General features: G+C 64.8%; 18 protein-coding genes and 1 tRNA gene. 13 read left to right on the top strand and 6 right to left on the bottom strand.

What is annotated here, in order from left to right; translation table 11 throughout:
- Nucleotides 1-171: 171 nt before the first annotated feature.
- The 6 genes from pstC (at nucleotide 172) to phoR (ending at nucleotide 5,884) form a co-directional block, all read left to right on the top strand.
- Complete coding sequence (pstC, locus tag P5W98_RS09620) at nucleotides 172-1,158, top strand: phosphate ABC transporter permease PstC (RefSeq protein ID WP_421024340.1); 987 nt, start codon at nucleotides 172-174, stop codon at nucleotides 1,156-1,158.
- An 8-nt stretch (nucleotides 1,159-1,166) separates the two neighbouring features.
- The gene (gene pstA, locus P5W98_RS09615) at nucleotides 1,167-2,051 is read left to right on the top strand and encodes a phosphate ABC transporter permease PstA (protein ID WP_421025236.1); all 885 of its coding nucleotides are present in this window, start codon (nucleotides 1,167-1,169) and stop codon (nucleotides 2,049-2,051) included.
- A 15-nt stretch (nucleotides 2,052-2,066) separates the two neighbouring features.
- Complete coding sequence (gene pstB / locus P5W98_RS09610; RefSeq protein WP_421024339.1) at nucleotides 2,067-2,903, top strand: phosphate ABC transporter ATP-binding protein PstB; 837 nt, start codon at nucleotides 2,067-2,069, stop codon at nucleotides 2,901-2,903.
- A gap of 26 nt (nucleotides 2,904-2,929) precedes the next feature.
- Nucleotides 2,930-3,634, top strand: a complete 705-nt coding sequence (gene phoU / locus P5W98_RS09605) for a phosphate signaling complex protein PhoU (RefSeq protein WP_421024338.1) — start codon at nucleotides 2,930-2,932, stop codon at nucleotides 3,632-3,634.
- Nucleotides 3,635-3,706: 72 nt separating this feature from the next.
- Nucleotides 3,707-4,408: a phosphate regulon transcriptional regulator PhoB gene (gene phoB, locus P5W98_RS09600; RefSeq protein ID WP_035522777.1), complete on the top strand. Its 702-nt coding sequence runs from the start codon at nucleotides 3,707-3,709 to the stop codon at nucleotides 4,406-4,408.
- A gap of 162 nt (nucleotides 4,409-4,570) precedes the next feature.
- Nucleotides 4,571-5,884: a phosphate regulon sensor histidine kinase PhoR gene (gene phoR / locus P5W98_RS09595; RefSeq protein ID WP_421024337.1), complete on the top strand. Its 1,314-nt coding sequence runs from the start codon at nucleotides 4,571-4,573 to the stop codon at nucleotides 5,882-5,884.
- Nucleotides 5,885-5,998: 114 nt separating this feature from the next.
- On the opposite strand, the gene ppk1 is transcribed toward phoR, so the two are convergent.
- Nucleotides 5,999-8,062 carry a polyphosphate kinase 1 gene (ppk1, locus tag P5W98_RS09590; protein ID WP_421024336.1) on the bottom strand — a complete coding sequence of 688 codons (2,064 nt, stop codon included), beginning with the start codon at nucleotides 8,060-8,062 and terminating at the stop codon, nucleotides 5,999-6,001.
- A 228-nt stretch (nucleotides 8,063-8,290) separates the two neighbouring features.
- Between ppk1 and ppx the strand changes: the two genes are divergently transcribed.
- Nucleotides 8,291-9,880 carry an exopolyphosphatase gene (ppx, locus tag P5W98_RS09585; RefSeq protein ID WP_421024335.1) on the top strand — a complete coding sequence of 530 codons (1,590 nt, stop codon included), beginning with the start codon at nucleotides 8,291-8,293 and terminating at the stop codon, nucleotides 9,878-9,880.
- 129 nt (nucleotides 9,881-10,009) lie between these two features.
- Here the strand turns inward: ppx and P5W98_RS09580 are convergent, their stop codons facing one another.
- Both P5W98_RS09580 and sixA read right to left on the bottom strand, forming a co-directional pair.
- Nucleotides 10,010-10,828, bottom strand: coding sequence for a GNAT family N-acetyltransferase (locus P5W98_RS09580; RefSeq protein WP_421024334.1), 819 nt, complete (start codon nucleotides 10,826-10,828; stop codon nucleotides 10,010-10,012).
- A gap of 145 nt (nucleotides 10,829-10,973) precedes the next feature.
- Nucleotides 10,974-11,438: a phosphohistidine phosphatase SixA gene (gene sixA / locus P5W98_RS09575; RefSeq protein ID WP_421024333.1), complete on the bottom strand. Its 465-nt coding sequence runs from the start codon at nucleotides 11,436-11,438 to the stop codon at nucleotides 10,974-10,976.
- Nucleotides 11,439-11,593: 155 nt separating this feature from the next.
- Here sixA and P5W98_RS09570 point away from each other — a divergent pair.
- A tRNA-Pro gene (locus P5W98_RS09570) sits at nucleotides 11,594-11,670 on the top strand.
- 69 nt (nucleotides 11,671-11,739) lie between these two features.
- Here P5W98_RS09570 and P5W98_RS09565 read toward each other — a convergent pair.
- Entirely contained in the window at nucleotides 11,740-12,129 is a 390-nt protein-coding gene (locus tag P5W98_RS09565; RefSeq protein ID WP_421024332.1) for a response regulator transcription factor, read from the bottom strand.
- Nucleotides 12,130-12,707: 578 nt separating this feature from the next.
- On the opposite strand from P5W98_RS09565, the gene imuA reads away from it, so the two are divergent.
- Genes imuA through P5W98_RS09550 form a run of 3 tightly spaced genes read left to right on the top strand, consistent with a single transcriptional unit; the run spans nucleotide 12,708 to nucleotide 18,636 of the window.
- Complete coding sequence (gene imuA, locus P5W98_RS09560; RefSeq protein WP_421024331.1) at nucleotides 12,708-13,562, top strand: translesion DNA synthesis-associated protein ImuA; 855 nt, start codon at nucleotides 12,708-12,710, stop codon at nucleotides 13,560-13,562.
- On the top strand, nucleotides 13,447-15,084 hold the full coding sequence (locus tag P5W98_RS09555; protein WP_421024330.1) for a Y-family DNA polymerase: 1,638 nt from the start codon (nucleotides 13,447-13,449) through the stop codon (nucleotides 15,082-15,084). The genes imuA and P5W98_RS09555 overlap by 116 nt, the downstream gene beginning before the upstream one ends.
- Before the next feature lie 21 nt (nucleotides 15,085-15,105).
- Nucleotides 15,106-18,636 carry an error-prone DNA polymerase gene (locus tag P5W98_RS09550; RefSeq protein ID WP_421024329.1) on the top strand — a complete coding sequence of 1,177 codons (3,531 nt, stop codon included), beginning with the start codon at nucleotides 15,106-15,108 and terminating at the stop codon, nucleotides 18,634-18,636.
- A 61-nt stretch (nucleotides 18,637-18,697) separates the two neighbouring features.
- Here P5W98_RS09550 and P5W98_RS09545 read toward each other — a convergent pair whose 3' ends face one another.
- Both P5W98_RS09545 and P5W98_RS09540 read right to left on the bottom strand, forming a co-directional pair.
- Nucleotides 18,698-19,642 (bottom strand): dTDP-4-dehydrorhamnose reductase family protein, encoded by a 945-nt coding sequence (locus tag P5W98_RS09545; protein WP_421024328.1) that lies wholly within the window; start codon nucleotides 19,640-19,642, stop codon nucleotides 18,698-18,700.
- 13 nt (nucleotides 19,643-19,655) lie between these two features.
- A complete protein-coding gene (locus P5W98_RS09540) occupies nucleotides 19,656-19,862 on the bottom strand; it encodes a heavy-metal-associated domain-containing protein (RefSeq protein ID WP_421024327.1) in 207 nt (68 codons plus the stop codon).
- A gap of 159 nt (nucleotides 19,863-20,021) precedes the next feature.
- On the opposite strand from P5W98_RS09540, the gene cueR reads away from it, so the two are divergent.
- Nucleotides 20,022-20,438, top strand: coding sequence for a Cu(I)-responsive transcriptional regulator (gene cueR / locus P5W98_RS09535; RefSeq protein WP_421024326.1), 417 nt, complete (start codon nucleotides 20,022-20,024; stop codon nucleotides 20,436-20,438).
- A gap of 374 nt (nucleotides 20,439-20,812) precedes the next feature.
- Nucleotides 20,813-20,959 (top strand): DUF3563 family protein, encoded by a 147-nt coding sequence (locus P5W98_RS09530; protein ID WP_129562385.1) that lies wholly within the window; start codon nucleotides 20,813-20,815, stop codon nucleotides 20,957-20,959.
- The last annotated feature ends 236 nt before the right edge of the window (nucleotides 20,960-21,195 follow it).

Raw genomic sequence — 21,195 nt, 5'->3', positions numbered from 1 at the left:
GCCGAAGTGGTCATCGCAGCCACGCGGTACGCCATACCGCACGTAATAAACGCAAAGCACGTAATACACCCGCTACGATGTGCCGTCCGATCTGTCACCGGGCGGCCGGCGGTTCCGGAACCGCATCAACGTCGCGAGCCTGATGCTCGCGGCCACTGGAAACAGCTCATCATGTCCGACGTCCCGCTCGTCTCGAACCCGCCTGGCAGCGCCGCGCAGCAGCAAGCGCCCAGCCCGGCAGGGGACATCATTTTCGGCGGCCTCGCACGCGGCGCCGCCATCGTCACGCTGTTGCTGCTCGGCGGCATCATCGTTTCTCTGATCGTCGCTTCGCTGCCGACGATCCACAAGTTCGGTCTTTCATTCCTCTGGACTGCCGAATGGGATCCCCCTAGCGACCAGTTCGGCGCGCTCGTGCCCATTTATGGCACGATCGCCACCTCGCTGATCGCGCTCATCATTGCCGTGCCCGTGAGCTTCGGCATCGCGCTCTTTCTCACCGAGCTCTCGCCCGCGTGGCTGCGCCGCCCGCTCGGCATCGCCATTGAATTGCTCGCCGCGATCCCGTCGATCGTCTACGGTATGTGGGGCCTGCTCGTGTTTGCGCCGATCTTCGCGCAGTACTTCGAGAAGCCGATCGGCAAGGTGCTCGGCGGCATGCCGATCATCGGCGCGCTGTTTCAGGGCGCGCCCATCGGTATCGGCATGCTGTGTGCGGGCGTGATTCTCGCGATCATGATCATCCCGTACATTGCCTCCGTGATGCGCGACGTGTTCGAAGTCACGCCCGTGCTGCTCAAGGAGTCGGCCTATGGCATCGGCTGCACGACCTGGGAAGTCATGTGGAAGATCGTGCTGCCGTTCACCAAGACCGGCGTGATCGGCGGCGTGATGCTCGGCCTTGGCCGCGCGCTCGGCGAGACCATGGCCGTCACGTTCGTGATCGGCAATACTAACCTGCTCGACAACGTGTCGCTGTTTTCTCCGGGCAACAGCATTACCTCGGCGCTCGCCAACGAGTTCGCCGAAGCGAGCCCCGGCCTGCATACCGCCGCGCTAATGGAGCTCGGCCTCATTCTGTTCGTGATCACGTTCATCGTGCTTGCGATCTCGAAGCTGCTGCTGCTGCGCCTCGAAAAGTCGGAGGGCGCACGATGAGCGAGCCGATGATGAAGATTCCCGGCGCGACCTACGGCCCTGAGCTGGAGCGCATGCGCTCGAGGCTGCAAAGCCGCCGCAAAGTGACCAACGCGATTGCCCTGACGCTTTCGCTCGCTGCGATGGCCTTCGGCATTATCTGGCTCGTGTGGATTCTCTACACGACGCTCTCGCTCGGCGTTGGCGGCCTTTCGGTGCAACTGTTCACGCAGTCGACGCCGCCGCCGAACACCGATGGCGGCGGTCTTGCCAACGCGATCATCGGCAGCCTGATGCTGGTGGGCGTTGCGACGCTCGTGGGCACGCCGATCGGCATTCTCGCGGGCGTGTATCTCGCCGAGTACGGCCAGAAAAGCTGGCTCGCGAGCGTGACGCGCTTCATCAACGACATTTTGCTGTCGGCGCCGTCGATCGTCGTGGGCCTGTTCGTCTATGCGCTCGTGGTCGCGAAGATGGGCCATTTCAGCGGCTGGGCGGGGGCGATTTCGCTCGCACTCCTGCAGATTCCGATCGTGATCCGCACCACCGAAAACATGCTCAAGCTGGTGCCGAACAACCTGCGCGAAGCGGCTTTCGCGCTCGGCACGCCGAAGTGGAAGATGGTGCTCTCGATCACGCTCAAGGCGTCGATCGCCGGCATCGTGACGGGCGTGCTGCTCGCGATCGCGCGCATTGCCGGCGAGACCGCGCCGCTGCTTTTCACGGCGCTGTCCAATCAGTTCTTCAGCGCCGACATGAATCAGCCGATGGCGAACCTGCCGGTCACGATCTACAAGTTTGCGATGAGCCCGTTCGCGCAATGGCAGTCGCTTGCCTGGGCCGGCGTTTTCCTGATCACGCTGGGCGTGCTGGGTCTGAATATCCTCGCGCGCACCATCTTTTCGAAAAAGTAAGGGCGGAGTCATCCGATGAATATGGCAGAGAGTCACCTCAACACTACGGCGCCGTCCGGCTTCGACCCCGCCCAGGGCAACCGCGGCCTCATGTCGGCCAAGCCGAAGATCGAAGTCAAGGACCTGAACTTCTTCTACGGCAAGTATCACGCGCTCAAGAACATCAACCTGCAGATTCCCGAAGGCAAGGTGACCGCGTTCATCGGCCCGTCGGGCTGCGGCAAGTCCACGCTCTTGCGCACGTTCAACAAGATGTACGCGCTCTATCCGGAGCAGCGCGCCGAGGGCGAGATCCTGATGGACGGCGAGAACCTGCTCACCTACAACCGCGATATTTCGCTGCTGCGCGCGCGCGTGGGCATGGTGTTCCAGAAGCCGACGCCGTTCCCGATGTCGATTTACGACAACATCGCGTTCGGCGTGAAGATGTTCGAGAAGCTCTCGCGCCCCGAGATGGACGACCGCGTCGAGTGGGCGCTTACCAAGGCCGCGCTCTGGAACGAGGTGAAGGACAAGCTCGGTCAGAGCGGCTATGGTCTTTCGGGCGGCCAGCAGCAGCGTCTGTGCATCGCGCGCGGCATTGCGATCCGTCCCGAAGTGCTGCTCCTCGACGAGCCGTGCTCGGCGCTCGACCCGATTTCGACAGGCCGCATCGAAGAGTTGATCGCGGAACTGAAGAGCGATTACACGGTGGTGATCGTGACCCATAACATGCAGCAGGCCGCGCGCTGCTCGGACTACACTGCCTACATGTACCTCGGCGAGCTGATCGAATTCGGCGACACCGAGAAGATCTTCATCAAGCCGGTCCGCAAGGAAACGGAAGACTACATCACCGGCCGCTTCGGCTGATCCGGCGAGCCGGGAAGGAGAACAACATGTCCGACAAGCATCTGTCCAGCCAGTTCGATGCCGACCTGAACCTGATTTCATCGAAGGTCCTCGAAATGGGCGGCCTCGTGGAATCGCAGATCATCACCGCGATGCAGGCCCTGAACGAGTTCGACGGCGAAGCCGCCGCGCGCGTGATCGCCGCCGAAGACCGTCTCAACACGATGGAAGTCGAGATCGACGAGGAGTGCAGCAACATCATCGCGCGCCGTCAACCGGCCGCGCGCGACTTGCGCCTCGTGCTCGCGATTTCGAAGACCATCACGAACCTCGAGCGCGCCGGCGACGAGGCCGAGAAGATCGCCAAGCGCACTCGACGCCTGATGGAAGACGGCGCGTCGCGTACGGTCAACATTGCCGAGATCAAGGTCTCGGGCGAGATGGCCGTCTCGATCCTGCGCCGCGCGCTCGATGCGTTCGCGCGTCTGGACACGGTGGCCGCCGCGCAGATCGTGCGCGACGACAAGGCCATCGACGAGGAATTCCGCGCCTTCGTGCGCAAGCTCGTGAGCTACATGATGGAAGACCCGCGCACGATTTCCGTGGGCCTCGACTATCTGTTCATCGCCAAGGCGATCGAGCGCATTGGTGACCACGCGAAGAACATCGCCGAGTTCATCATCTACATCGTGAAGGGCACCGACGTGCGGCACAAGTCGCGCGACGCGCTCGAACGCGAAGCGCTCAGCTAAAAGCGCATTCTGGCGCGTACTCAAGCGCGCGGTTTCAACCGTTTCAACAGGTCCTAAGGTCAAGAGGTGCCGATGCCCAGCAGCATTCTCGTCATCGAAGATGAGCCCGCAATTTCCGAGCTGATTTCCGTGAATCTGCAGCACGCGGGTCATTGCCCGATCCGTGCTTACAACGCGGAGCAGGCGCAGAGCCTGATCAGCGACGTGCTGCCCGATCTCATCCTGCTCGACTGGATGCTGCCGGGCAAGTCGGGTGTGAATTTCGCGCGCGATCTGCGCAACAACGAGCGCACGAAGCATATTCCGATCATCATGCTGACCGCGCGCGGCGACGAGCAGGACAAGGTGCTCGGGCTCGAGATCGGCGCCGACGACTACGTGACGAAGCCGTTCTCGCCGAAGGAGTTGATGGCACGCATCAAGGCAGTTCTGCGCCGCCGTGCGCCGCAGCTCACCGAAGACGTGGTCGCGATCAACGGACTGAAGCTCGATCCGGCCACGCACCGCGTCGCCGCTCATGCGGAAGGCTCCGAGATCAAGCTTGATCTCGGCCCGACCGAATTCCGCCTGCTGCACTTCTTCATGACGCACCCCGAGCGTGTGCACAGCCGCACGCAATTGCTCGATCAGGTGTGGGGCGATCATGTGTTCGTGGAAGAGCGTACCGTGGACGTGCATATCAAGCGTTTGCGTGCGGCGCTCAAGCCGGCGGGGTGCGATGCTATGATCGAAACAGTGCGCGGCAGCGGCTACCGTCTCGCGAAAGGCGCCTGAAGTTTGCGCCTGGCCTGAAATTCACCTGTAGTTGACGGGTGATTCGCATCAAGCCTGCCTGAATCACGGCAGCCGTACGCTGGCGCGGCGTTTCACGCGGCGCCGGTGCTCCGAATCCGCAGCGCCCCGGTCCGGACCGTCATTCTCTTCGAACGCAGGAACATGAACATCATCTGGGCGCGCGCCCTTGTATCGATCCTGCTGCTTGCGCTCGTGTGCGTGGGCCTCGGTGCGCTCTTCGGCGTCAAAGTCGCGCTGGCGGTGGCCGTTGTCGTCCTGATCGGCCAGATGCTCTTCGGCACCTTCCACAAGCAGCGCCTTTGGCGCCTGCTCGACGCGCCCGTCTACGGCGAAGTGCCGAGCGCCCCCGGCGTCTGGGGCGAAATCTATTACCGCCTGCACAAGCTCGCCAAGCGCTGGCACGCCCAGGTGCGCCAGGTGGAACAGCAGCATTCGCGCTTCATTCAGGCGATCCAGGCATCGCCCAACGGCGTGGCCATGCTCGACGACCACGACCAGATCGAATGGTGCAACGCCATCTCCGAGGTGCATTTCGGCCTCGATGCGAAGCGCGATCTGCGCCAGCACATCACTCATCTCGTGCGCCAGCCCGACTTCGTGCGCTATCTCAATTCGCACGAGTACCAGGACATGCTGATCATGCGCGGCATGGGCGCGAAGCGCCAGAACGTGATTTCGGTGCAGGTGTTTCCGTACGGCGAGAATCGCAAGCTCGTGCTGTCGCAGGACATCACCGAGCTCGAACGCACCGATGCCATGCGGCGCGATTTCGTCGCCAACGTTTCGCATGAACTGAAAACGCCGCTCACCGTGCTGTCGGGCTTTCTGGAGACGATGCGCGAACTGCCGCTTTCGGAGGAAGAGCGCGAGCGCTATTTCGATCTGATGGAGCAGCAGGCCTCGCGCATGCGCCATATCGTGACCGACCTGCTGGTGCTGGCGAAGCTCGAAGGCGAGGGGCGCGAGCCCGGCGAGCAGATGATCGACATGCGCGCGGTGCTCGGCCACGTGCGCGAGGACGCGGAAAGCCTCTCGGGCGGACATCATCGGATCACGGCTGAATTCGACGACAGCTTGAGCCTGACTGGATCGGAGACCGAAATATTGAGCGCGCTCGGCAATCTCGCCACGAATGCGGTGCGCTACACGCCGGACGGAGGCTCGGTGCAGTTGTCGTGGCGGGCGGAAGGCGGGCAGGCGGTGTTCTCGGTCACCGATAGCGGCTATGGCATTCCCGCGAGCGACATTCCGCGCCTGACCGAGCGCTTCTATCGCGTGGACCGCAGCCGCTCGCGCGACACGGGCGGTACGGGACTGGGTCTCGCGATCGTCAAGCACGTGCTGCAGCGCCATGATGCAGCGCTCGAAGTGAAGAGCGAGGAAGGGCGGGGCAGCACCTTCACGGTGCGCTTCCCGACCGCGCGCACGGCGCGCCGGCAGCCGGCGCCAGTGTGAGGCGCGCACCCTGCGCGCCAGGCATCTGGCTCAGGCTTGCAGAATAAAAAATGCCGCTTCGTCGAAGCGGCATTTTTGCATCGTGGCTTGCGTGCCGTCACTGCAGCACAGGCGTCAAGAACAAAACTTCGCCAGCAGGCTCATTTGCGCATTGCGCACGGACTTGCCGGCGCGGCGGCGCCGGTAATGGCCATCGCTCTGCATGAGCCACGCGCACTGATTGTCGCCGAGGAACATCGACAGGCCTTCGGCGATCACGCGGCGCTTCATGCGCCGGTCGTGGATCGGGAACGCCACCTCGACGCGGCGGAACAGGTTGCGGTCCATCCAGTCGGCGCTCGACAGATAGACGTGCTCCGCGCCGCCCGCGTAGAAGTAGTAGATGCGGTGATGCTCGAGGAAGCGCCCGACAATCGAGCGCACCGTGATGTTTTCCGAAAGCCCCGGCACGCCCGGCTGCAGCGAGCACACGCCGCGAACGATCAGATCGATCTTCACGCCGGCCTGCGAGGCTTCATAGAGCTCGTCGATCACCGTGGGTTCGAGCAGCGCGTTCATCTTCGCGACAATGCGAGCCTTCTTGCCGGCGCGCGCGGCGTCGGCTTCGGCGCGGATCGACTCGACGAGGCGCGGATGCAGCGTGAACGGCGACTGCCACATCTCGTGCAGTTGCAGCTCGCCGCCGATGCCCGTGAGCTGCTGGAACACGTGGTGGACGTCCTCGCATATTTTCGGCTCGGAGGTCATGAGGCCGAAGTCGGTGTAGAGGCGCGCCGTGCGCGGATGGTAGTTGCCGGTGCCGAGGTGCACGTAGCGGCGCAGCGCCATGCGGCCATTCACGGCCACACGGCGCACGATCAGCATCATCTTGGCGTGGCACTTGTGGCCGACCACGCCGTAGACCACGTGCGCGCCCACGGCCTCGAGCTGCGCGGCCCAGTTGATGTTGGTTTCCTCGTCGAAGCGCGCGAGCAGCTCCACCACGACCGTCACCTCCTTGCCGTTGCGCGCGGCCTGCATGAGCGCATCCATGAGCGGCGAGTCGGTGCCGGTGCGGTAGATGGTCTGCTTGATCGCCATCACGTTCGGATCGTTGGCGGCCTGCAGCAGCAGCTCGAGCACCGGCTGGAAGCTCTCGTACGGGTGATGCAGCAGCACGTCGCCCTGATCGATCACGTCGAACAGATTGGTGTTCGCGGCGATGCGTTGCGGGATCGCGGGTACGTGCGGCACGAACTTCAGATCGGGACGATCGACCTTCTCGGGCAACTGCATCAGGCGCACGAGATTGACGGGGCCATCGACGTAATAGCAGTCCTTCTCATTCAATCCGCTTTCATCGAGCAGACGCTTCACGAGATGCACCGGCGTCTCCGCCGAGACCTCGAGCCGCACCGCGTTGCCCAGATGGCGCGCGGGCAACTCGCCCTGCAACGCCACGCGCAGGTTCGTGATTTCGTCCTCATCGACGAACAGCTCGCTGTTGCGCGTAATGCGGAACTGATTGCAGCTGCGCACGACGAGGCTCGGGAACAACTCGCCCACGAAGCGCTGCAAGAGCGAGCCGAGCAGCACGAAGCCGTGCTGGAAGCCCGAAAGCTCTTGCGGCATGCGCACGAGGCGCGGCAGCGCACGCGGCGCCTGCACGATGCCCATGACCGCCTGGCGGCCGAAGGCGTCCTTGCCTTCGAGCTCGACCACGAAATTCAGGCTTTTGTTGAGCACGCGCGGGAACGGGTGCGCGGGGTCGAGCCCGATCGGCGTGAGCACGGGCAGCAGTTCGTCGATGAAATACTTGCGGGCCCACGTGGTTTGCGCCTCGTTCCAGGCATCGGTGCCGTGGAAGTAGATGCCTTCTTCTTCGAGCGCCGGCAGCACGGTGTCGTGCAGCATGCGGTACTGACGATGCACGAGGCGCTGCGCGCGCTCCACCACGAGCTCATAGACGTGCTGCAGCGACATGCCGTCGGGCGTGAGCGCGCCCGGATTGTCGCGCATCTGCTCCTGAAGCCCGGCCATGCGGACTTCGAAGAATTCGTCGAGATTGCTGCTGGTGATGCAGATGAAGCGCAGGCGCTCCAGCAAGGGAACGGATGGGTCGGCGGCCTGTGCAAGGACACGCTCGTTGAATCCCAGAATGCCCAGTTCGCGATTGAGTAAGGGATAGCGGATGGACATTGGTATCGAAAGCGGAATTCCAGGGGATGATTCGAACGGACGCTCGGAAATTCTCACAGTTTCGTGACGTTATTATGAAATTTGGTGTGTCATAAATTCTACGCTCCATTTTCACGTATTCGACACGTCTCGCGGCAAAGATGCAGGGTGGGTCAGGGCGTCCCTCGCGGGGCGCTGCGGGCCGCAACCGGTGCGAGGGATGACATGGGGAAGTCGGGTACGCTTAAAATGGCATATTTGGACAGTGCGGCGGCCGCCCAGCGAGACCGGATGGCCGTGCTCTCACGCATGGAGCTCGCCCCCTCGATGGTCACCAATCCGCAACTGCTAGCCGCCGTCGATCTCGGCTCGAACAGCTTTCGTCTGATCGTCGGCCGGGTCGAGGAAACCGACGCCGGCAGCCAGATCTATCCCGTCGATGCCCTGCGCGAGCCGGTGCGTCTTGCCGCTGGCCTCTCGAAGGAAAAGATGCTCGACCGCGCCTCGCAGGTACGCGGCTGGGACGCACTCAAGCGTTTTGGCGAGCGTCTGCGCGACTTCCATCCGGACCACGTGCGCGCGGTGGCCACCAACACGCTGCGCGTGGCGAAAAACGCGCGCGAATTTCTCGCCGAGGCGGAAAAAGCGCTGGGCTTCCCGATCGAGGTAATCGCGGGCCGCGAAGAGGCGCGCCTCATCTACGCGGGCGCGGCCCATTCGGTGCCGGCGAGCGCGGGCAAGCGCTTCGTGGTGGACATCGGCGGCGGCTCGACCGAGTTCATCATCGGCGCGCACTACACGCCGATCCGCATGGAAAGCCTCTATATCGGCTGCGTGAGCCATAGCCGCCAGTTCTTCCCGGCCGGCAACGTCGACGAATACACCATGCGCCAGGCCGAACTGGCCGCCACGCGTGAGATCCAGATCATTTCCTCCGACTATCGCAAGACCGGCTGGGACCAGGCGATCGGCTCCTCGGGCACGGCGCGCGCGCTCGCCGAGCTTGTGGAAGCCAACGGCTTCAACGACCCGGGCATCACGCACGGCATCTCGCGCGGCGGCCTCGAGCGCCTCAAGCGTGCGCTCATCAAGGCCGAGAACGTCAACCGCCTGAAGCTCGTCGCGCTCAAGCCCGACCGCATTCCGGTGCTCGCGGGCGGCCTCTCGATCATGATCGCCGTGTTCGACGAACTGGGTATCGATTACGTCGACACCACCGACGGCGCGCTGCGCCTGGGCGTGCTGTACGACCTGCTCGGGCGCTCGCAGCACGAGGACATGCGCACCGTCACCGTGGAAGGCTTCATGCGCCGCTATGGCGTGGACCGCGCGCAGGCGGCTCGCATCGGCGAACTGGCGGTTAGCTTCTACGACCAGTTCGACGAGCCCGACGACGAGCGCCGCGAGGAAAACCGCATGTTCATAGGCTGGGCGGCGTCGCTGCATGAGATCGGGCTGTCGATTTCGCACAGCGCGTATCACAAGCACTCGGCCTATATCGCCAGCAACGCCGACATGCCCGGCTTCTCGCGCACCGACCAGGCGCGCCTCGCCACGCTCGTGCTCGGCCACGTGGGCAAGCTCGGCAAGCTCTCACAAACGCGCGACGTGGAATGGCCGCTGCTGTTCTGCCTGCGCCTGGCGGGCCTCTTGAGCCGCCGTCGCGCCGATGTCGGCCTGCCGGAGATCAAGGTGATCCAGGAGGGCAACGGCTACGAAGTGCTGCTGCCGAACACGTGGGTGCAGAACAATCCGCTCACCGATTACAACCTCGTTCAGGAAGCGGCCGAGTGGGGCAAGCTCGGGATTCCGTATCGCGTGGTGTACTCGGACGACTGAGGCACGGCGATTCAGACGCTGATGCGCGACGGCGAGTCGCGCCACAAAGCACAACGCCCGGCCTGCGAGCCGGGCGTTGTGCTTTGTGGCGCTGCCTGGCGCTTGTCTGGGCTGGCCTGTTATGGACGCTCAGCGCGCGGCGGCGTCGCCGAGGAAATGGCGCGCGTAGCGCTCGTTGATATCCGAGAGACGGAACAGCGTGAGGAAGTCGGCGCAGTTGAAGTCTGGGTCCCATGCCGGCGCACCGCAGATCTTCGCGCCAAGGCGCAGATAGCCCTTGATGAGCGGCGGCGGCATGGCGGACGCGCCCGTGCGCAGTTCCTCGACGGGCAGCGGCGTGTGCGGGAACGCGCGGTACTCGGGCGCCGTGAGCGCGTTCGCTTCGAGCGAGGTGTAGAGATTGGCGGCGTAGTGGCCGCCGTCGGCCATCGCGACGCTCGCGCAGCCGAGCATCGTCTCATAGCCGTTGTGCGTCATGTAGGCGCCAAGGCCGCCCCACAACGACATGATGACCGAGCCGCTGCGGTAGTCCGGATGCACGCACGAGCGGCCCACCTCGACCATCTTGGGGCGCAGGTGTGCGAGGCGCGACAGATCGAATTCGCTCTCGGCGTAGAGACGCCCGATGCGCGCGGCCTGGTGCGGCGGCAGCACGCGGTAGGTGCCGACGACCTTGAGCGTGTCGAGATCGCGCACGAGCAGGTGATCGCACCAGCTGTCGAAGGCGTCGACGTCGAGGCCCGCCGGGCCCGCGAGGCGCGCGCCCATTTCCTCGGCGAACACGCGGTAGCGCAGGCGCTGCGCTTCGCGCAGCTCTTCGTCGCTGCGCGCCCAGGCCACCTGCAGGCGATGCTGCGCGGTAACCGTTTCCTCGGCGCGCGGCAGGCGCCGATTCGACTCGAAGAGGCTCGCAGCGAACGGCAGGGAAGGCGTCGGCAGATCTCGCATAGGGCGTCCTGGTCGGAAGTAAGAGAACTTTTCCGGCAATTTAGTAAGACGCGGTTACGTTTCCATGAAGACGCAATGACGATTCGATGACGCGCTGTAAGGCCACGCTGGGAAAGGCAGGGGATGACGCCCGTGCCGCACGGCGCTAGACGAGGTCGGGCGTGATGGCGGCGAACAGGACCGCTTCGCCGTCGCCGTTGCGCTCGCGGCTTTTGATCCAGAAGACGCCGGCTTTTTTCATCGCCCAACTGCGGCGGGTGTTTTCGTTCGACAAGAGGCGTGCGGCCACTTCGCCGAGCGTCGGCTGATGGCCGATCACGACGACCGTGGAGGCGATGCCTTCCGGCCAGCCGGCGGCCGCGAGCACGGCGTCGACGCTGGCGTTCGGTGCAATCTCGCGCACGACGCGGTACTGATCGGTGAGCGCTTCGGCGGTTTGTATCGTGCGCGCGGCGGGGCTCGCGAGGATCACCGCGTCATCGGGCAGGCGCGCGCGCAGCCAGCGCGCGACGTTCTGCGCCTGCTTGCGCCCGCGCGTGGTGAGCTGGCGGGCGAGATCGCTCGCGGCGATGTCTTCGGCTTCGGCATGGCGCCAGAGGATGAGGTTCATTTGGCGGTTCCCTTGGAAGAGGGGCGTGTGTAGAGGTCGTTTTCCACGCGGGTTTCCTGCATGGTGCACGCGGGGTGAGGCGGCGGCAAGGTATCTGCCTTGAGCGATGTGGGTTTGACGATCTCTGGAAGAGGGCGATATAATCAGCGATTCGTCGGAGCGTAGCGCAGCCTGGTAGCGCATCTGATTTGGGATCAGAGGGTCGTAGGTTCGAATCCTATCGCTCCGACCACGATATTCAAGGGCTTAGCATGCATGTGCTAAGCCCTTTTTCTTTTTGCGCGGGCGCGGCGCGGGTGTCTCAAGAACTGGTCAGCCCGTGAAGCATTGCGTACTGAATCAGCTCCGCGTTGGAAGTCAGGTGCAGTTTGCGCATCGCCGCCATTTTCTGAGTGCCGATTGTGGAAGTCGTGCGGCCGGAGCGGCGGGCAATTTCGGTGAGTGACATGCCGCGTGCGATTAACTGGACGATTTCGCGTTCCTTGCGCGAAAGCGCAAATTTGTGCTTGATCTCTGCGGGTGGGGCGGATACCGAAAGCCTGCGTGCGACCATATCGGAGACGGCGATTTTGCTGCCGGACTGCGCATACTGACAGACCTTGATGAGTTCGCTCAGCGACTCGTCTTTGGTGACAATGCCGGCGACGCGTGCGTGTATTAGTTCTCTGATTGTGCTGATGCTTGTTGTCATCGTGGAGTATCAACGGGATTTTCGTGATGATTAAAAATTAGCACTCCATTAATGTTTACATTTCGGGTTATTTGCGACTTGATCGCGTAAATCTGTGCATCTCTTTTTGTCTTCTGATCACATCGATTTCCTGAAAAAGCGAAATTTCTTCGTTAAATGAAAGCGGCCATGGAGACTCTGTCAAATATCGTGGAATCAATAAATAAGATTATTTCTACGCGGATTTATTTTTATGCCTGGTAAACATTGCTTGTGATTGTGTAATTACTTTTGAGGAGGAATTTTTCGAAAATATCGTCGCTTTCATGAGGCGATGCCGGGCGAGATGCAGGCGGCATCGAACGGGAGGGATTTAATCATGCGGGTTTTGCGAGGGGGCTCCAGCCAACGGTGCGCAACCTGCGCTGCTGCAAGACAGATCGAAGTTTGAGGGGAGGAACGCATCCGCTTCCCCAACCCCGCCAAATACTGTATAAATATACAGGTTCCGACGAGGCTTTCATGCCGTGCCGGCAATCCTGTGATGCCCCGTTTCGGATTGGGCAGGGCGTTCTATTCCCTTTTTCCAGAGCGCAATCATGGCAGCACTCCAGTTTGCGGCAACGCACCTGCCGCCCGGGCTGCAAAGCCGGGTCTGGCAGGGCAATCAGCTCGCGCACGTGGGCGAGCGCACGGTGGCGAGCGGTCATGCCGCGCTCGACGCCCAGTTGCCCGGTGCGGGTTGGCCTGCGGGCAGCCTGACCGAGCTGCTCGTCGAGCAGGGCGGCATCGGCGAGATGCGGCTCGTCGCGCCCGTGCTGCGCACGCTCACTGCTCGGGCGGGACGGTACGTGCTGCTCGTCGCGCCGCCGTGGCGGCCTTACGCGTGCGCACTCAAGGCGTGGGGAATCGCGCTCGAGCGTCTGATCTGGGTGCGCGCGAGCGAGAGCGAGGCGCCGTGGGCCGTCGAGCAGGCGCTCAAGCAGGATGGCATTGGCGCCGTGCTGCTCTGGCAGCCGAAGGCGCGCGCCGATGCCCTGAGGCGTTTGCAGGTCGCCGCGCAGGACTCGCAGTCGCTGGCGTTTCTGATGCGTCCGCCCGCTGCGCGCAGCCAGTCCTCGCCGGCGCCGCTGCGCATGGTCTGCACACCGGTGCCGCCGCCCGAGGATGCGCGCCTGAACCGCCGTGAACGGATGCAGCTCACCGCTGTGTCCGTCGATATTTTCAAGCGCCGCGGGCCGCCGCCCGCCCAGCCACTCGTCATCACTTTGCCGCTGCAGGAGTCGGTGCTGCCCCAGCCGGGCGCATGGCCGGCCGCGCCGTGGCCCGGGATCAATCATGTTGTGGATCGCCGTCACCTTGCCGTTGTTGCCGCTGGAGGCCGTGAGGCCGCCCGTGCCGCTCATGTCACTCACGTCGCCAGCACTGGAGTCACTGCGGGCCAGTCGACCTGACGAGGCTACGGGGCAGCGCTGCTGTGTGCTCGCCGATCACGCGCGCATCCTGATGGCCGATCTCGATGCGTTGCGCCTCGGCGTGCAGCCGGGAAGCACGCGCGCTCATGCGCTTGCGCTCGCGCCGGGGCTCGTGCTGCTCGAGCCCGATGCGGCGCGTGAGACGCGTGCGTTCGAGGCGCTCGCGCTTGCGCTGCTCGTCTACACGCCGAAGGTGTCGCTCGCGCAGTCGCATACGCTCCTGCTCGAAGTCGGGTCCGGATTGCGTCTTTTTGGTGGCGTGCGCGCGTTGCTGACCAAGGTGGCGGCCACGGTGGCCAGTTGCGGCCACGCCGCGCGCATCGCCTGCGCGCCCACCGCCTGGGGCGCGTGGGTGCTCGCACAGGCGCGCGCGAGCGCCGGGGCGCATGCGGCGCGGCGCTTTCGCGTGCTCAAGGAGGCCACGCTCGTGCGCGCGCTCGACGCGTTGCCGGTCGCGCTCGCGCCGTTCGCCGCGCAGCACGAGCAGGCGCTCACGCAGATCGGCTGCGCGACGCTCGGCGATTTGCGACGGCTGCCGCGCGATGGCGTCGTGCGGCGCTTTGGCGACGGCGTGCTCGCCTGGCTCGCGCAGGCGCGCGGCGAGGCGCCCGATCCGCGTGCCTGGTTCGCGGCGCCGCCCTCGTTTCATGCTTCGCTCGAATTGCAGGCGCGCGTGGAGAGCGCCGAGGCGCTGCTGTTTGCCGCGCGTCGTCTCGTGATGCAGCTGGCCGGCTGGCTGGCCGTCCAGCATGGCGCGTTGAGCGGCTTCGAGCTGCGTCTCGAGCACGAGCTGGCGTCGCGCCACGCGCCGCGCACGTCGAGCCTTGCGCTATCGTGGGCCGCGCCTTCGCGCGATGCCGAGCATCTGCTATGGCTGTTGCGCGAGAAGCTCAATCAGACCGCGCTGACCGCGCCCGTGATCGGCCTTGCGCTCGTCGCCGATCAGGTGAGCGCTTATGCACCGCCCACCGACACGCTGTTTCCCTCACCCGAGGCGTCGGACGCGTCGCTCTCGCAACTGTTCGAGCGCATTGGCGCGCGCATCGGCGAGCAGAACGTGCTGCAGTTGTTCGTCGAGGACGATCATCGGCCCGAGCTGGCGATGTCGGCGCGAACCTGGCGGACGAGCCGCGGTGCGCCTGCGCGCCGGACCGCGCGCAAGCCGCGCGATTCACGCAAGTCGGAGGCTCGCTCCGACGCGCAGCAAGAAGCCGTGCCCGTGCAGACGGCCTTCGATCTGCCCGAGGTGCCGCTGCCGTCGCAGCCACGCCCGGCATGGCTGCTCGAAAAGCCGCTCAAGCTCGCGATGCGCGGAGACCGGCCGGTTTATCGGCGCCCGCTCAAGACGCTCACGCGCACCGAGCGCATCGAGGCGGGCTGGTGGAACGGCGAGGGCGTCGGGCGCGACTACTACGTCGCCGCCGACGACCAGGGGCGCATGTTCTGGCTGTACCGCGAGCGCATTGGCGGGCAGTGGTATCTGCAAGGGCTTTTTGGCTAACGCCGTTTCATCTTCCGCATCATGTCGAACCGTGGAGCGGGCGCATCGTTGCCTGCACAACTTTCTTCGCAGGGGCCGGCGCTGCCCGATTATGCGGAGCTGCACTGCCTGAGCAACTTCACGTTCCTGCGCGGCGCGTCGCGCCCGGGCGAACTGGTCGAGCAGGCTATCCGTCACGGCTATCGCGCGCTTGCGATTACCGACGAGTGCTCGTTCGCCGGCATCGTGCGTGCGTATAGCGCGCTCAACGAATACGACGAAGCGCGCAAAAAGGCGCATGACAATGCCGCGGCGGCCGGTGCCGTGCCGGCGCCTGGCCCGTTCGTGCCGTCGCTGCATCTGCTGATCGGCAGCGAGCTGAATCTCGTCGATGAAAACGGCGCGCCGTTCTGCACGCTCGTTGCAATCGCGATGAATCGCGAGGGCTACGGCAACCTGTGCGAGCTGATCACGCTCGCGCGCTCGCGCGCGGAAAAAGGCCACTACCGCGTGCATCCGTCCGACTTCACCGATCCCGAGCCGGACTTCGCGCATCTGAAGCATCTGCGCGACTGCGTGTTGCTGCTCGTGCCGCAGCGAGCGGCCACGCTCGCGCAGACGCTGCGCGCCGCGCACTGGCTCGCGGGCTTCGCGGCCGAGCGCGCATGGCTCGCGCTCGAACTCTGGCAAACGGGGGGCGACGACACGCAGATCGAAGTGCTGCGCCACGTCTCGCAGGAAAGCGGCTTGCCGCTCGTGGCGGCGGGCGGTGTGCTGATGCACGCGCGCTCGCGCAAGCCATTGCAGGACACGCTGAGCGCGGTGCGCATCGGCAAGCCGCTCGCGTCGTGCGGCCGCGCGCTGGAACCGAATGCCGAACGTCATCTGCGCTCGCGCGTGCGGCTCGGCGCGCTGTATCCGCGCGATGCGCTCGATGCGACGCTCGAAGTCGCGCGCCGCTGCACGTTTTGCCTGAGCGAGCTGGCCTACGAGTATCCCGAGGAGCTCGTGCCTGCGGGCGAGACGCCCGCCTCATGGCTCGAAAAGCTCGTGATGAAAGGCGCCGCCGAACGCTGGTCCGACGGTCTGAACGAGAAGCGCAGCAAGCAGATCGGGGAAGAGCTCAAGCTGATTACCGAGCTGAAGTACGAAAAATACTTTCTCACGGTGCACGACATCGTCCGCTTTGCACGCTCGCAGAACATTCTGTGCCAGGGGCGCGGCTCGGCGGCGAACTCGGTGGTCTGCTACTGCCTCGGCATCACGGAGATCGATCCGGTGCGCATGAACATGCTCGTCGCGCGCTTTTTGTCCCGAGCTCGCAACGAGCCGCCCGACATCGACGTCGACTTCGAGCATCAGCGGCGCGAAGAGGTCATTCAGTACATCTATCGCAAGTACGGCACACGCCGCGCCGCGCTGGCCGCAACGCTCATCACGTACCGTTCGCGCAGCGCGCTGCGCGACGTGGGCAGGGCGCTCGGTCTCGACAACGCGCTCCTCGAAAAGCTCTCGGGCGCGCATCAGTGGTGGGACGGGCCCGATTCGATCGCGAGCCATCTGGAGGAAGCGGGCTTCTCGCCCGACTCGCACGTCACGCAGCAACTGATTCGTCTCACGCGCGAGCTGCGCGGCTTTCCGCGCCATCTCTCGCAGCACGTGGGCGGCTTCGTGATCGCGAAGGACAAGCTCTCGCGTCTCGTGCCCATCGAGAACGCGGCGATGAAGGACCGCTATGTGATCGAATGGGACAAGGACGATATCGATGCGCTGCGTCTGCTGAAGGTGGACGTGCTCGCGCTCGGCATGCTTTCGGCGATCCGGCGCTCGCTCGAATGCGTCGCGTTGCGGCGCGGGCTGCCGGAGTTTCGTGTGCAAGACATTCCGTCCGAGGATCGGGCGGTCTACGAGATGTGCTGTCACGCGGACACCGTCGGCGTGTTTCAGATCGAGTCGCGCGCGCAGCAGAGCATGCTGCCGCGTTTGCGGCCGCGCGAGTATTACGACCTCGTGATCCAGGTGGCGATCGTGCGGCCCGGGCCGATACAGGGCGACATGGTGCATCCGTATCTGAAGCGCAGGCATGGCGACGAAAAGGTCGAGTACGCGAAGGAGGATCTGCGCCCGGTGCTCGCGCGCACGCTGGGCGTGCCGATTTTCCAGGAGCAGGTAATGCATCTCGCGATGGTCGCCGCCGGCTACACCGGCGAGGAAGCCGACAAGCTGCGCCGCGCGATGGCCGCGTGGCGGCGCGACGGCGATCTGCGGCCGTATCAGGACGACCTCAAGCGCCGGATGAAGGCGAAGGGCTATACGGAGGAATTTGCCGAGCGCATCTGCAAGCAGATTGAGGGCTTCGGCGACTACGGTTTTCCGGAGAGCCACGCGGCGAGCTTTGCACTGCTCGTCTACACGAGTTCATGGCTCAAACGCTACGAGCCCGCCGCGTTTCTGGTCGGACTGCTGAATAGTCAGCCGCTTGGGTTCTATTCGCCGTCTCAGCTCGTGCAGGATGCGAAGCGTCACGGCGTGCAGGTGCGCGCGCCCGATATTGCGCTGAGCGACTGGGCGTCCGTGCTGGAGGTGCGCGACCAGCCGGGCGTGCGGCTTGGTGCCGATGGTGCATCCGCCCGCTGTGTCGAGGTGGCGCATTATCGCGCGTTGTTGAGTGCCGCCGCGCTCGTGCACAAGGACGCGATGGGCGCGGCAGGCGCAGGCGCGGGAAATGGAGGCGGGCGTGGCCGGGAGCATGACGGTGTGCACGGCCGTGATGGCAGGCGAAAACGGCGCCGCCCGTTCATGCACGGTCTCAGGCGCATCGTGCGCGCGGATCTTGCGCTGCCACCCCGGCATTACGGGCGCAGAGGCCCGGCGGTGCGCCTGGGCTTCAGCCTCATCAAGGGGTTTTCGGAGGATGCCGCGCAGCGCGTGATGGCCGCGCGTGCGCGTGCGCCGTTCGTCGACGTCGACGATCTCGCGCGCCGCGCCGCGCTCACGCGTCGGGAGCTCGAGGCGCTCGCGGCGGCCAATGCGCTTGCGAGCATTGCGGGGCATCGGCGCGAGGCGTGGTGGGCCGTGACCGCGCAGCACGCGGTGCCCGCGCTACTGCGCGATGCGCCCGTGGCCGAAGCGCGGCTCGCCTTGCCGCGCGCTTCGGAGGGTGCGGAGATCGTCGCCGATTACGCGAGCCTGCGCCTCACGCTCAACCGTCATCCGCTCGAACTGCTGCGGCCGGGGCTGGCTAAGCAGCGCTTTCGCAGCGCGGCGCAACTGGCGCAGTGCCGTCACGGCATGCTCGCGCGCGTGTGTGGCATCGTCACGGTGCGGCAGCGGCCCGGCACGGCGAACGGCACGATCTTCGTCTCGCTCGAGGACGAAACCGGCTCGGTCAACGTGATCGTGCACGCGACGCTCGTGGAGTCGCAGCGCAGGGAGCTGCTCGGGGCGTCGTTGCTGGCGGTGGCGGGCGTCGTGCAGCGCGAGGGCGAGGTCGTGCATCTGGTCGCGCACCGGCTGGAGGATCACAGCCGATTGCTCGGGCGGCTCGCCACCCAGAGCCGCGATTTTCATTGAAGGGGAAGAGCGCCGGGCATGACACGGGGTGCCCGCCCGACGATTGCGGACCGCCCGGCGCTTACCGGGCTTGGCCAAGGTCGCGCGCCGGATTGCGCACCGGATTGCGCACGAAAGCGTCGAGCACCGCGCGAATGCCCGCGTCGAAGGGCGTGCGCCGGCCGATCCCCAGCGCTTCGAGCCGCCCCGAGTCGAGGTGGCAGTCGCGCGGACGCGGCGTCGCGTCCATGGCCGCTGTCTGCGCGACGAGCTGCGCCTCGATGCCCAGCGCGCGCGCGATGCGCTGCGCGATGTCGTATTTGGTCATCGGCTCGTCGCCGGACCATTGCGCGATGCCGCGCACCGCGCTGCCGTCCGCGCAGCGCGTGAGCAACTCGCGAATCACGAACGCGACGTCGGGCGTGAAGGTCGGATAGCGAGTGGCCCAGGCGTCCATCACGGCGGGCGCGGCGCCAGCCTGCGCAGAAGCGCGAATCGCCGGTACGAGGCTCGTGACCGCCGATTCCTGCCAGTCGACGATCGGGCCGTACAGCAGCGGCAAACGCAGCACGAGCGCGTCGTCGGCGGTGTCGAGCAGCGCGCGCTCGCCTTCGAGCTTGCTGCGGCCATAGGCGTTGAGCGGATTCGGCTCCGCATCGGGGCGATAGGGCGGGTGTGCCCCGTCGAACACGTAGTCGGTGGAGATCGACAGCACCCACGCGCCGCGCCGCCGCGCGGCCGACGCAATGCTGCGCACGGCATCGACATTGAGTGCGCGCGCTGCCGCCGGATCGTGCTCGCACACATCGGGGCGGCGCTCGGCGGCGGCAATCACGATGGCGTCGGGCGCCTCTTCGGCGACGAATGCGTCGACCGCGCGAGCGTCACGCACGTCGAGCGCCACTTGCCCCGCGCCCACGCGGCTGAATGCGGTGGACACGACCTGCCAGTCCGTCCCCGCTGCAAGCTCGCGCACGAGCGCGCGCCCGAGCAGCCCGGAAGCCCCTGCTACGGCAACCTTGAACATGGCGCGCCTCGCATCACGCGCCGGCCGTGCCCGTGACGGTGTAGCCCGCCTCGTCGATGGCGGCCTTGAGCACCTCGGCGCTTTGCTTCGACTCGACGCTCACACGGCCCGTGGCCAGATCGATCTCGACCTTCGCGGCGGCATCGTGTTCGTGGATCGCGCGCGTGACGGCGCCGACGCAGTGTTGGCAGCTCATGCCTTCGACGTTGAACTGGATCATGATGGTTTCCTTCTTAAAGAGAACGGATAGAGGAGCAAATAGGGCCATGGACGGATTTTGCCAGTGACGGACTTTGCTAGTGACAAGGCTGCGAGGATGCTACACCTTCCCATCGTGGGAAGGTGTAGCATCGAATCATCGAAAATTCAGGGGCGCAGCATGAACATCGGCGAAGCGGCGCGCGCATCGGGCGTCACGGCAAAAATGATCCGCTACTACGAGAGCGTTGGGCTGCTCGCGCCGAAGGGGCGCACTGAGTCTGGCTACCGCGTCTACGGCATGGAAGAGGTGCACGCCCTGCGCTTCATCCGCCAGGCGCGGCGTCTGGGTTTTCTCGTCGAAGATATCCGCCGCCTGCTCGCGCTCTGGCATGACCGCTCGCGCGCGAGCGCCGAGGTCAAGGCAATCGCGCTCGAACATGTGTCCGAACTCGACCAGCGTATTGCCGAACTCACGCAGATGCGCGATACGCTCAAGCATCTGGCGGCCCATTGCCACGGCGACGAGCGGCCGGACTGCCCGATCATCGAGCGGCTTGCCGCCGCGGAACCGGTGGCGCCCGACGCCACGGCTTGAACCTGCCGGCAAGTCGAACGGGGAGCGAATCGAGGCCCGAATCGAGGCCCGAATCGAGGCCCGAATCGAGGCCCGAATCGAGGCCCGAAGGTGCAACCTCGTTGGCAAATTGTCGCAACTTTCGCGATGCATTGCACAATTCGGGTGCATTTCGTCGCATGATGCGCGAGGGTTTGCCGGGGTTGTGGGAAATTAGTCGATAAAACAGGATGTTGCACAAATTCCCCGGATGCACCATTCCAGAATGGAATGCACCGTATTCGATCAATTCACTAGCAAAGCCGGTTGCAATCGTTATAATGCGGGTTATCCCTTACGAGGGTAATCCCTGATGCAAATCCACCGGGGATACACCGATCCTTGGAGAACACATCATGTTTGCATACCTTCTTGAAAAGCTGAGCAACTGGTTTGAAACTGCAGAGCGCCGTCGCCGCGAAGCGTATCTCTCGACGTCCGCCGACCTCGTGCAACTCGAGCAGCGCATCCGTTTGATCGAAATGCACGGCTACACGCGCTAAGCAGTCAGCAGAATTCCGCACTGCCACAAGCCCCGCATCTGGCGGGGTTTTGTCATTTCTGGACCCGCTTCGGTATCCCCCGGTGCTCACGCGATGCAGACTGAACCTTGCCGCAGTGGCAAGGTAAAGTCTTTTTGCGAAGGGCCGATATAGCGTCTTGTATAGAACCAGCCGCGCATTGATCGGGGGATGTTCATGAAGTCAAATCGTTCTGGTCGCAGGTGGACGAGCCACGC

It is taken from the genome of Paraburkholderia sp. A1BS-2L, assembly GCF_051125205.1.
GTDB lineage: Bacteria > Pseudomonadota > Gammaproteobacteria > Burkholderiales > Burkholderiaceae > Paraburkholderia.
Note: the sequence above shows the minus strand (reverse complement) of the source record. Positions and strands in the feature narration are given on the sequence as shown.